Raw genomic sequence first — 11,586 nt, forward strand, 5'->3', positions numbered from 1 at the left:
CAGGTTGGCGGGCCTGCGCCGCTCAGCGCGCAACACCCAGCAAATGGTCCAGGCGCTCGGGCTGCTCGCGCAACGCCTGGGCCGTTCCGGTGTGGACTACCATGCCGCGGTCCAGCACCACGGCGCTGTCGGAAATCGCCAGAATGGCTTGCGGGTGCTGCTCCACGATGATGGCGCTCAGGCCCTCTTCGCGCGTGATGCGGCGTATGGCGCGCAGCAGCTCCTCCACGATGATGGGCGCAAGGCCCTCCAGCGGTTCGTCGAGCAGCAGCAGCTTCGGGTTGAGTACCAGCGCCCGGCCCACAGCCAGCATCTGCTGCTCGCCGCCCGACAGCTGCGTGCCCAGGTTGCCCTTTCGCTCGGCCAGGCGCGGGAACATGGCGTACACGCCTTCGGGGTTCCATTTGCCCGGACGCGCCACCGCCGTCAGGTTCTCGTGCACCGTCAGCGACTTGAAGATATTGCGCTCCTGCGGCACCCAGCCTATGCCGGCCGCCGCGCGTTCGTGCGAGGGCAAATGGTGCAACGCGACCATGGATGTGCCCGCCCCGAACGAGATGGCGCCGCCGTGCTGCCGCGTCGCGCCTGCCAGTGTGTTGATCAGCGTGGTTTTGCCGGTGCCGTTACGGCCCAGCAGCGCGAGCGTCTGTCCCTCGCCCAGTGCGAACGACACCTCGTGCAGCACCACTGCCTCACCGTAGCCGGCGCGCAGTTTGTCGACCTTGAGCAGTTCAGCCATGAGCCACCTCTTCGCCATGGCCCAGATAGACCGCCTTGACCTGAGGGTCGGCCGCGATTTCCTCAGGCGTGCCCTCGGTCAGCAGCGTGCCGTTGACCAGTACCGTCATGGTGGTGGCGAAGCTGAACACCAGGTCCATGTCGTGCTCGATCAGCAGTACCGACACGTCAGCGGGCAGTGCGGCCACGGTCTGCAGCAGTTCTTCGCGCTCGCCGGCCGGCACACCCGCCACGGGTTCGTCGAGCAGCAGCACACGCGGCTCGCAGGCCAGCGCCACGGCGATTTCCAGCAAGCGGCGCTTTCCGTAGGCCAGCATGCGTGTCGGTTGATCCATCACTCCGGTCAGGTGAAACTGCTCCAGCAACTGTTCGCAGCGCTCGGCCACGCGCCGGTTGCGCCCCAGCGCCTGCCACCATTTCGCGCCGAGCCCCGCTTGTTGCGATACGGTCAGTGCCAGCGTTTCCAGCGGCGTGAGCGAATCGAAGAGCTGGTTGATCTGGAAGGTACGCACCATCCCGCGCTTGACGCGCTGGTGCGGCGCCAGCCGCGTGATATCTTCGCCGTCGAGGAGGATGCGGCCCTCGGTCGGCTGCAGAACGCCCGTCAGCAGGTTGACCAGCGTGGTCTTGCCCGCACCGTTCGGCCCTATCAGCGCATGGCGCGCGCCGCGACGCAGGTTCAGGCTCACGTTGTTGGTGGCGGCAATGCCACCGAAGCGCATCACCAGCCCTTGCGCGGACAGCACCGCGTCGCTGTGCGGCGCCGCGCTCATGGGTGGCCTCCGCGCTTAGGCAACCATGCCCAGGGCCGGACCAGGCGCTCGCGCCCCACCAGCACCAGCACCACCAGGAAGAGGCCTATCCAGAAGGTCCAGTACTGCGGCGTGATGGACGACAGCGCGTCCTGCATCAGCTTGAACACGATGGCCCCGGCTACGCCGCCATACAGCCAGCCAGCGCCGCCGACCACCAGGATCAGCAGCACATCGGCCGAACGATGAAACTCAAACAAATCCAGCGAGGCAAAGCCGGTGGTTTGCGTCATCAACGCTCCCGCGGCGCCCGCGACGCCGGCCGCCACCGTGTAGACCACGGTCAGCCGCGAAGCGACCGGAATGCCGATGGCCATGGCGCGCAGGCGGTTGTCGCGTATCGCCTTGAGTGTCGCGCCCAGCGGCGAATGCACGAGGCGACGCATCAGCACAAACAAAATGAGCAGCACGGCCAGCGAGTAATAGGCGGCGGTGCGGCCCGACAGGTCAAACTCGAAGCGGCCCAGCAGCGGGCCCATCACCACGCCTTGCAGGCCGTCGGCGCCGCCGGTCAGCCAGTCAAGCTTGTTGGCCAGCTCCAGCAGGATCAGCGCCACCCCCAGTGTCACCATGAGCCGTGTCAGGTCGCTGCCGCGCTGGATGGTGAGTGAACACACAGCACCCAGCAGTGTGGCGGTGGCGATGCCCACCGCCAGGCCCACCAGCGGGTCCGGCATGACCAGCTTGGCGAACAGCGCCGCCGCATAGCCGCCTATGCCGAAGAAGGCTGCATGGCCCAGCGAGACGATGCCGGTGTAACCCAGCACCAGATCCAGCGACACCGCGAACAGCGCGACGATGGCGATCTCATTGATGATGGACGCGTGGCTGGGCATCAGCACTGGCGCGGCGAAGGCGGCGAGCCAGAGCACCGGTTCCCAGAGCTTCCAGCGGCTGTTTTTAAGCAGGGACGTTTGAGTGTTCATTTATCTGCCGCCCTTGCGCACAAAGAGGCCCTGCGGCCGCCAGATCAAAATCACGATCATCAGGCTGTAAACGATGAAGGCCCCCAGCTTGGGGATGTAGTACTTGCCCGCCACGTCGGCAATGCCCAGCAGCAGCGCGGCCAGCAGCGGCCCGGTGATCGACGTGGTGCCGCCCACGGCCACCACGATCAGGAAGTAAATCATGAACTTGAGCGGAAAGCTCGGATCCAGCCCCAGCACTTCGGCGCCCAGCGCGCCGCCCAGGCCGGCCAGTCCCGAGCCGACGGCGAAGGTCGAAAGGAACACGATGTTGACGTTGATGCCCAGGCCGGCCGCCACGCGCTGGTCGTCCACCGAGGCACGCAAGCGGCTGCCGAAGCGCGTGCGAGTCAGCACGTATTGCAGGCCCAGCGTGAGCGCGGCGCACACCGCAATGATGAACAGCCGGTAGTGGCCCATGCCCAGCATCCAGGCGCCGCTGCCGATCTCGGTGCGGCCCTTGAGCCATTGGGGCAGCTGCACGATCTGCTGCGTCGAGCCGACGAAGTAGTCCACGCTGGCCACCGCCATGAACACCAGGCCGATCGAAAACAGCACCTGGTCCAGGTGCGGCTTGTTGTACAGCGGCCGGTACAGCGTGCGCTCCAGCACAGCGCCCAGCAGCGCTGAGCCGGCGAAGGCCAGCGGCAGGCACAGCAAAAAAGGCACGCCGAAGTGCTGCATCAGCAACACGGTGATGTAGCCGCCGGCCATCGCGAAAGCGCCATGCGCGAGGTTGATGAAATTCATCAGGCCCATGGTCACCGCCAGGCCCACCGCCAGGATGAACAGCAGCATGCCGTAGGCGATTCCGTCAAAAAGAAGGGTCAGCATGCTTTGGCCAGAGGATCAGTGTTTGCTTGAGAGAGGTCCGTGCCAGGAATACCGCGGAACCGGCTTCGCCGGGCCGCTGGTGTTGCCCCCAGCAGGGGGGAGGCGACGCGAAGCGGCGCTTCGGGGGGTTACTTGTTCTTCCCGGGATCCTTGACGTCCTTGATCACATCAAACTCCACGTTGTAGAGTTGCCCGTCCTTCTTCTCGACCTTGCGCAGATAGACATCCTGCACGATGTCGCGCGTCTGTGCGTCGATGAAAATCTTGCCGCGCGGGCTTTCAAACAGCTGGCCCTTCATGGCTTCGAGCAGCGCGTCGCCGCCACCCTGGCCCTTGCTGGTTTTGAGCGCCTCGTAAATTACCCGCATGCCGTCATAGCCACCCACCGCCATGAAGTTGGGGCGCAGGCCCTTGTTGGCTTTGGCAAACGCTTCCACGAATTTTTTGTTCATCGCCGAGGGGTGCGCCGCCGAGTAGTGGTGCGAAGTAACGACGCCAATCGCGCCGTCACCCATGTCGTTGAGCTGGTCGTCGTCCGTCACATCGCCGGTGGCGATCAGCCGAATGCCGGCCTTGTCCAGGCCGCGCTCAAGAAACTGCTTCATCACCGCGGCGCCTGCGCCCGAAGGCACGAAGACGAAGAGCGCATCGGGCTTGTTGTCCCGCACTTTTTGCAGGAAGGGCGCGAAGTCGGGATTGCGCAGCGGCACGCGCAGCGCGTCGGTCACCTGGCCGCCATTAAAGGTCAGGCGGTCCTTGAAGAATTTCTCCGCGTCGATGCCGGGGCCGTAGTCGGACACCAGCGTGACCACCGTCTTGATGCCGTTCTTGGGCGCCCAGTCGGCCAGGGCGACCGAAACCTGCGGCAGCGTGAAGCTGCTGCGCACGATGTAGGGGGAAGCCTGCGTGATGCTGGATGTTGCCGCCGCCATCACCACCATGGGCGTCTTGGATTGCGTCGCAATGGGCGCGGTGGCCAGGGCCGAGGGCGTGATGCCGAAGCCTGCCAGCACGTTGACCTTGTCGTTGACCACCAGCTCTTGCGCCAGGCGCCGTGTGGTGTCCGGCAGTGAGGTGTCGTCCTTCACGATCAGCTGGATTTTCTTGCCCGCCACGCTGTCGCCGTTCTGCGCCATGTAAAGGCGCACGGCCGCCTCGATCTGCCGGCCGGTGGTGGCCTGCTGGCCCGTCATCGGCAGGATCAGGCCGATCTTGAAGGTGTTGTCCTGGGCCAGTGCCGGGGCGGCGGCAAGTGCCGCGGCCGACAGCGCGGCGGCGGTGAGGAAGGTACGTTTTTTCATGCTTGTCTCCTGGGTGGTTTTCAGTTCTTGCTGCTGCGTTAAACGCGGCGGAGTTCAGGTCGCCGGCATCCGGCCGTAAAACGGTGCGAGTCTAGTATGAGTGCGGTATCAGCACAAATGTTCGATATGTGAACACATCGGCCATGCCCTCCATGGCTTCATTGTGTGGGTTGCCGCTCACGGGGTTGCTGTTGGTTCGCGGTCGGTTGCGCGATCATCGCGCGCATGACCCGGTGATCGCACACAAGTTGTCCCCTCACGCGTCGGGCCGGTAGGAAGAATCCAGCGTCACCGAACCGACCACGCGCGAGACACAGGCGCACAAGCGCGTGTTTTGTTGTTTCTCGTGCTCGCTCAGAAAGACGTCGCGGTGGTCGATCTCGCCGTCGACCGCCAGCACGTCCAGTGTGCACAGGCCGCATTCGCCGCGCTTGCAGTCGGACACCGCTTCCACGCCCGCCTGCTCCAGCGCGTCCAGCAGGCTGCAACCGGCCGGCACGGTGATGTCCAGCGCGTGGCGCGGAATCAGCACCCGGAAAGCCTGCGGCGCATACCGCCCGCTGTTGCCAAAGGTCTCGTAACGCAGGTCAGTCGCTGGCCGGCCCGAGGCTTCCCAGGCATGGCGCGCCGCGTCCAGCATGGGCACCGGGCCGCAGACATACATTTGCGCGCCGGCCGGTAGCGCTGCGATCTCGCCGGCGAAATCGATGCGCGCGTCGACGGCCGCCTGCAGCCGCTCGCCCAGGCAAGCCCGCAGCATTTCGCCGTAAGCCAGTTCAGATTCACTGCGCACGCCATACAGCATGCGCAGCGGCCGGCCCGACTGCGCACAGCGGTCGGCCAGCGCCTGGGCCATGCCCACCAGCGGCGTGATGCCTATGCCGCCGGCCACCAGCAGGTAAGCCGGGGCATTGAAGTCCAGCGGGAAATGGTTGCGCGGCCCGCTCACCTGCAACCGGTCGCCAGCGGCCAGCTGCCACATCGCGCGCGAACCGCCGCGGCCGTCGTCCAGCCGCTTCACCGCGATGCGATACGTTTGGCCATCGGTCTCGCTGACCAGTGAGTAAGAACGAAGCTGCGGCTTGCCGTCCACCAGCAGCTGTACCTGCAGGTGGCTGCCAGGTTCGTGGCGCTGCACGGTGGCTGCGTCACCCATGGGCCGGATGCGGAACTCGCGCACGGTGGGCGTGAGTTCGTCAAAAGATTCAATGACCGCATCGGTCCAGCTGGAGGTGGCTTTCATTCAGTTTTCCGTGATCTCTTAAATTCGAGGGCCGCCGTGGAACCGGCTTTGCCGGGCCACTGGTGGCGCCCCTTGGGGGGAGGCGGCCGCAGGCCGCTTTGGGGGGACGTCATTTCTTCCGTATGAGCCGCACGCCGGGCATCTGGTCCAGGTTGTGGCTGGCCACGGCAGCGCGCAGGTTGCGCTGGGCCAGGCGTGAGTGCTCGCGCATGATCGCTTCGGCGCGCGAGCCCTCGCGCTGCTCAATGGCGTCGAGCACCTGTCGGTGCTGGTCCTGCGCCACGACCAGCATGTCGCGAGCGCCCGGGGAATTGGCCTGCACCACCACAAAACCCGAAGGCGACGCAAACGGCAGGCTGAACACGCGTTCGAGCTCCTTGGCAATGACGCTGCTACCGGCCATTTCACCCAGCAGTTCATGAAACCGCTCGTTCAGCGCGACGTAGGAAGAGAAAGCCTCATCGTCCAGCGCAGGCTGGCTGAGCACCGCATCGATCTTGCCCAGGCATTCGCGGGCTTCGTTCAGCACCACGGTGGGTGCGCCGCGCTCGGCGGCCAGCCGCGCCGACAGCCCTTCAATGGTGCCGCGCAGTTCGATCGCTTCGGACACATCGCGTTCGGAAAACGTGCGCACGGCGTAGCCGCCGTTGGGCAGCGACTCCAGCAGGCCTTCCTGCTCCAGCCGCATCAATGCCGCGCGGATGGGTGTGCGTGAGAAGCCGAGTTTTTCAACGATGGACAGCTCGGCAATGCGTGCTCCGCCGGGCAACTCGCCGGCCAGGATCATCTCGCGAAGCTGAAGCTGCGCCCGCACCTGCGCGCTTTCAAGGCTATTTTGGCCTGTAGCCCTTTCGGAATCTGCGCTGGAAGCTACTGAATTGATAGCATTGATTGTGGTTCGCATAAAAAATGATCCCCGCCTCAGGCCGCCAGCCGGATAGTGATGACAGGCGCCGGTGGTTTTTCTTTCGCGATCAGTCCGTCTATCAGGCGCCGGGCCCACATCGAGCCGGCATCGATGTTGAGGTTGTAGAACTGGTGGTCCGGGTGTTCGTCGATGGCGATTTGCTGGGCCTCCAGCACATGTTCGTCCTCGCGGAAGATGCCGGCCACGCCCTCGCGCAGCTGGTGCGTCAGGCGCTGTTCACCCAGGCAGTAATTGCGTGCGAAAGCCCAGAAGTAGTGGCAGCTGCCGTCTGTTTCCGGCGTCACCGTATTCAGCACAAAACCATTGACGCCCTTGCTGCGGTCGCCCGGCTGGCCGTCTTTGGGTGGCGCACCCGATCCGGCTTCGGCCACGCCGACGTCGATGTTCACAGTGCAGGGCGCTTCGAATTTGATGATTTGCCAGCGGTCCACCTTGCCCCTGTAGCCGCGCGCGTGCTCAATCTGCCCGGCCCAGAACGGCGGTGCGTCGATGTTTTCCATCCAGCGCGTGACGGTGGCCGTACGGTCGCCATGCGTGGCGACAAAGGGCGCCTCGGCCACGGCGCGCTGGCCGATGCTGGAGCCGTGCACAAAGGTTTCGTGGGTCAGGTCCATCAGGTTGTCGACGACCAGGCGGTAGTCGCACTTCACCGTGATCAGCTTGCCGTCGCCGGCCCAGTCTGCGTCGTCGTTCCAGTGCATGTCGGGCACCAGCGCCGGGTCGGCCTTGGCCGGGTCGCCGGGCCAGATCCAGACAAAGCGATGCTTTTCCAGTACCGGGAAGGCACGCACGCAGGCCGAAGGGTTCAGCGTTTCCTGGCTGGGCATGTGGGTGCAGCGGCCCTGGGCGTTATAGACCAGGCCGTGGTAACCGCAGGTCACCTCGTCGCCGTTCAGCGTGCCCATGGACAGCGGCAGCAGCCGGTGCCAGCAGGCGTCTTCCAGTACGGCGACCTGGCCGTCGGTGCGGCGGAACATCACCACCTTCTGTTTGCAAATCGTGCGCGCCAGCAGCGTGCGGCCCACCTCCACGTCATAAGCGGCGGCATACCAGGCGTTCAGGGGGAAAGTCGATTTCTGGGCATTCATGGATACGCAATGTATACATAAATTGCCATAAAGCCAAGAAAAATAGGGAAATTCAGGGTAAATACGGAATTTCTGTATTCAATAAGGGGTGATTTTGCTGGAATACCATGGGGGTTTGTGCCTGCAACCGATGGAGACTTTCCCATGACCGCCAAGCTACCCGCCCGTTATGACCATGTCGGCAGCTTTCTGCGCCCGCAGTACCTGCTGGAAGCCCGCGAGCAAAAGGCCAAGGGCCAGATCACGCCCGAACAACTGCGCAAGGTCGAAGACCAGGCCATCACCGAAATCGTGAAGTTCCAGGAAGACGTGGGCCTCAAAAGCATCACTGACGGCGAATTCCGCCGCACCTACTTCCACATCGACTTCCTCGAGCAGATCGGCGGCGTGAAGACCGATATCCCGGTCACCATCCAGCGGCCCGACGGCAGCATGGAACTGGCGCCGCCGGTGATGCGGGTGATCGACAAGGTGCGCCACGTCAAGGACATCCAGCTCGCCGACTTCCAGTACCTCAAAAGCCAGGTCAGTGCGGGCAACACGCCCAAGGTCACCATTCCCTCGCCAACGATGCTGCACTTTCGCGGCGGCCGCGCCGGCATCAGCAAAGAGGCCTATCCCGAACTCGACCCGGCTTTTTACGACGACGTAGCCAAGGCCTATGGCGACGAACTGCGCAGCCTGGCCGCGGCCGGCTGTACCTATGTGCAGATGGACGACACCAACCTGGCCTACCTGTGCGACGAGAAAATGCGTGAAGCGGCGCGCCAGCGCGGAGACGATCCCAACGAGCTGCCGCACCGCTACGCCAAATTCATCAACAAGGTGGTCGCGCAAAAGCCCGCCGGCATGACGCTGGCCATGCATTTGTGCCGCGGCAACTTCAAGAGCACCCACGCCGCGGCCGGCAACTACGAGCCGGTGGCCGAGGCGCTGCTCAAGGAGATGGACCTGGACGCCTATTTCCTCGAGTACGACGACAGCCGCAGCGGCGACTTCAAACCCCTGCGCTACCTGCCCAAGGGCAAGACCGTGGTGCTGGGCCTGGTCACTACCAAGTTCGGTGAAATGGAAAGCAAGGACGACCTGAAGCGCCGCATTGAAGACGCTGCGAAATACGCGCCGCTGGAGCAGCTCGCGCTGTCACCGCAGTGCGGCTTCAGCAGCACCGTGCACGGCAACAACATCGCCGTGGAAGCGCAACGCAACAAGCTGCGCCTGGTGGTCGAAACCGCACGCGAGGTGTGGGGCACAGCCTGAGCTGACCCCGGGACTGGCACTCATCCTCCCCTTCTCGTATCCCCTTCTCGTATCTTTAGCGAGGGGGCCTGGCTGACTCCAGCCTGTTTTTTTGGGGGCCGTTAACCGGCGCCTTCTGCTGCGTCGGTAGTTTCGCTGTGGCTTGGTGGCTCCCGGTTGGCGGCGATCCCGTGGGCAACCCCGGCCAACGGGTCGGTGCCACGATTGGGCATCAAACGGCTCACCATTCCCACTGGACGTGCGCAAGCAGCTCTCAAAAAGATAGCAAGCATGGCCTGGGCATGCCGCCCGCAGGCTTCTGGCGCAGCCCTCGCCAGTACGGGCGCTGCCGGCCGGCGCGTACCCCATGAGTGCCGCCCCTCTTCTTTGCCTCCTCTTCTTATCCCTATTGACCGGTGCTCCTTCGTGCGGACGACGACCACTTCTGTCTGCCTGTCCGTGGGAATAGGGCAATGAACATTTACTTACATTTGGCAAAGAGCCATCGGCGTGCCGGCTTATTTTTCCAGGATCTTTAAATAACTGTGCAAAAACAAACACTTACAGCGAAAATAGGAAGTGTTTTAACAAAAAATATTGGACAGCGTAAGAGCAAAGCGCTACAACCGCTAAAACATTTTGTTGCATTTGTACACCGAAAGGGTCGCTTCTTGAGCAGTTCAGTCTTTCTGGCATCCAGGCTTGTCGCCTGGGGGGTTCTGGGCGTATGCATCGCCCTGGACGTCCCTGCGCTGGCGCAGGTCCGGGCAGACGTGCGGCCCGATGCCGGAACGCTGCTGGAGCCGCAAGGTTCGTTACCGTTGCTGCCCTTGCGTAGCGGGCCACTGCCCGAACTGGCACCGCCCCGGGTTGCGGAGCCAGCGGCGGGAACTGCGCGCATTACGCCAGCGGCGTTCAGCTTTTCCGGCAACAGCGTTTTCTCCAGTGAAGCACTTGCGGCTTTGCTGTCGAGCCGGCTCCACCGGCCCACGGATCTGGCCGGCCTCACAGATGCCGCCAATGCCATCAGCGCGCTTTACCGGCAGAACGGCTATCTGCTCACGCAGGCGTACCTGCCCGAGCAGGCGTTTCCCGCAGAGGGCGGGACTGTCGCCATCACCATCATTGAAGCGCGGGTCGGCCGCGTCTCTGTGCGTGTCGACGGCGCCGGCATCTCAAAGGCGTTCGCGGAAGAACTGGTGGGCAGCCAGCTGCGGTCCGGTGACGCCGTTACCGAATACGCACTCGACAAGCCCGTGTTGCTGTTGCGCGACCTGGCGGGATATGACGCCGGCGCTACGGTTGAGCCTGGAGATCGCCTGGGCCTGGCGGATGTCCTGATCACCGTGCAGGGCAAAGGGCCGCGCGCCGACGGCTCGGTCAGCGTAGACAACCATGGCGCGCGCGCCGCTGGTGCCGCGCGTGTCACTTTAAGTGCCAATCTCAACAACCTGCTGGGGCGCGGTGACGTGCTGGCCTTGAGCACCCAGCAAAGCGACCAGGCTGGCTCGACCCTGTACCGCGCCGGCTACACCGTGCCGGTCGGCGCTTATGGCACGCGGGTGGGTGTCAGCGCGGTGCGCCTGGATTACGCGCTGGGCAAGCAATTCGAGCCTCTGGGGGCCAGCGGCCGGGCCGACATTCTCGGCCTCAACCTGTCCCACCCCCTGCTGCGCGGGCGCGCCAACAATTTGTACGGCCTCATCAGTGCAGAGCAAAAAAAGCTCGTTGACGAAACGCGCACACCCGCACTCAAAAGCGAGCGCGACATCGCCGCGCTCAGGCTGGGGCTGGCGGGTAACTTCATCGACGAACTGGCGGGCGGCAGCAGCCTGAACAACTATGCCGTGAACGCCACCTTCGGCCGCCTCACGTTGAATGCGGCCGATCAGGCGCTTGACGATGGCCTCGGCGGCCTGCGCACAGCGGGCGGTTTCAGCAAGCTGAACCTGGAATTCCAGCGCTCCCAGTTTTTTGATGCCGCTTACAGCTTTCACGTCGCGGCACAGGCCCAGCTGGCGTCGAAAAACCTCAGCTCGGCCGAAAAAATGGTTCTGGGCGGGCCCAATGGCGTGCGCGGCTACCCGGTGGGCGAAGGCGTCGGCGACGCCGGTTTCCTGTTGAACCTGGAGTCGCGTTACCAGCTCGCGCCAACGGTCTGGGGTGAGCCTTTGACTCTGCTGGCTTTCTATGACCATGGGCGCATTCGCTTCAACCAGAACGGCCCCACTGTGCCGGGCAATGCCAATACGCTGAGCCTCGGTTCCGTCGGTGTGGGCGCCACGCTGGGCCAGCCTGGCAAATTCCTGGTCAAGACCTACCTGGCATGGCGCACGACGACGGCGCCGCCGTCCACCGGCGACCCGGACCGTGCGCCGCGCGCCTGGCTGTCGGTCCAAGCCTGGTTCTAGCCCGGCCCCAACCCCTGCTCTGCATAC

At 64.2% G+C, this 11,586-nt stretch carries 10 protein-coding genes; 2 read left to right on the top strand and 8 right to left on the bottom strand.

Going from position 1 to position 11,586, the window contains the following annotated elements; genetic code table 11:
* Positions 1 to 22: 22 nt before the first annotated feature.
* The 8 genes from ACXJKE_RS17880 to ACXJKE_RS17915 form a co-directional block, all read right to left on the bottom strand.
* Positions 23 to 739, bottom strand: a complete 717-nt coding sequence (locus ACXJKE_RS17880; RefSeq protein ID WP_457281936.1) for an ABC transporter ATP-binding protein — start codon at positions 737 to 739, stop codon at positions 23 to 25.
* Entirely contained in the window at positions 732 to 1,511 is a 780-nt protein-coding gene (locus ACXJKE_RS17885) for an ABC transporter ATP-binding protein (protein WP_457281937.1), read from the bottom strand. Before ACXJKE_RS17885 ends, ACXJKE_RS17880 begins: the two co-directional genes overlap by 8 nt.
* Positions 1,508 to 2,476, bottom strand: coding sequence for a branched-chain amino acid ABC transporter permease (locus ACXJKE_RS17890; RefSeq protein ID WP_457281938.1), 969 nt, complete (start codon positions 2,474 to 2,476; stop codon positions 1,508 to 1,510). Before ACXJKE_RS17890 ends, ACXJKE_RS17885 begins: the two co-directional genes overlap by 4 nt.
* Positions 2,477 to 3,349 carry a branched-chain amino acid ABC transporter permease gene (locus ACXJKE_RS17895; RefSeq protein ID WP_457281939.1) on the bottom strand — a complete coding sequence of 291 codons (873 nt, stop codon included), beginning with the start codon at positions 3,347 to 3,349 and terminating at the stop codon, positions 2,477 to 2,479.
* 128 nt (positions 3,350 to 3,477) lie between these two features.
* On the bottom strand, positions 3,478 to 4,650 hold the full coding sequence (locus ACXJKE_RS17900; RefSeq protein WP_457281940.1) for an ABC transporter substrate-binding protein: 1,173 nt from the start codon (positions 4,648 to 4,650) through the stop codon (positions 3,478 to 3,480).
* Positions 4,651 to 4,906: 256 nt separating this feature from the next.
* Positions 4,907 to 5,893, bottom strand: a complete 987-nt coding sequence (locus tag ACXJKE_RS17905) for a PDR/VanB family oxidoreductase (protein ID WP_457281941.1) — start codon at positions 5,891 to 5,893, stop codon at positions 4,907 to 4,909.
* 109 nt (positions 5,894 to 6,002) lie between these two features.
* Positions 6,003 to 6,707, bottom strand: coding sequence for a GntR family transcriptional regulator (locus tag ACXJKE_RS17910; RefSeq protein ID WP_457281942.1), 705 nt, complete (start codon positions 6,705 to 6,707; stop codon positions 6,003 to 6,005).
* 107 nt (positions 6,708 to 6,814) lie between these two features.
* Positions 6,815 to 7,909 (bottom strand): aromatic ring-hydroxylating dioxygenase subunit alpha, encoded by a 1,095-nt coding sequence (locus ACXJKE_RS17915; RefSeq protein ID WP_457281943.1) that lies wholly within the window; start codon positions 7,907 to 7,909, stop codon positions 6,815 to 6,817.
* 144 nt (positions 7,910 to 8,053) lie between these two features.
* Between ACXJKE_RS17915 and ACXJKE_RS17920 the strand changes: the two genes are divergently transcribed.
* Together ACXJKE_RS17920 and ACXJKE_RS17925 are read left to right on the top strand one after the other, a co-directional pair.
* Positions 8,054 to 9,169, top strand: coding sequence for a 5-methyltetrahydropteroyltriglutamate--homocysteine S-methyltransferase (locus ACXJKE_RS17920; protein ID WP_457281944.1), 1,116 nt, complete (start codon positions 8,054 to 8,056; stop codon positions 9,167 to 9,169).
* Positions 9,170 to 9,819: 650 nt separating this feature from the next.
* On the top strand, positions 9,820 to 11,559 hold the full coding sequence (locus ACXJKE_RS17925) for a ShlB/FhaC/HecB family hemolysin secretion/activation protein (RefSeq protein WP_457281945.1): 1,740 nt from the start codon (positions 9,820 to 9,822) through the stop codon (positions 11,557 to 11,559).
* Positions 11,560 to 11,586: the final 27 nt, after the last annotated feature.

Source organism: Polaromonas sp. P5_D5 (genome assembly GCF_054049435.1).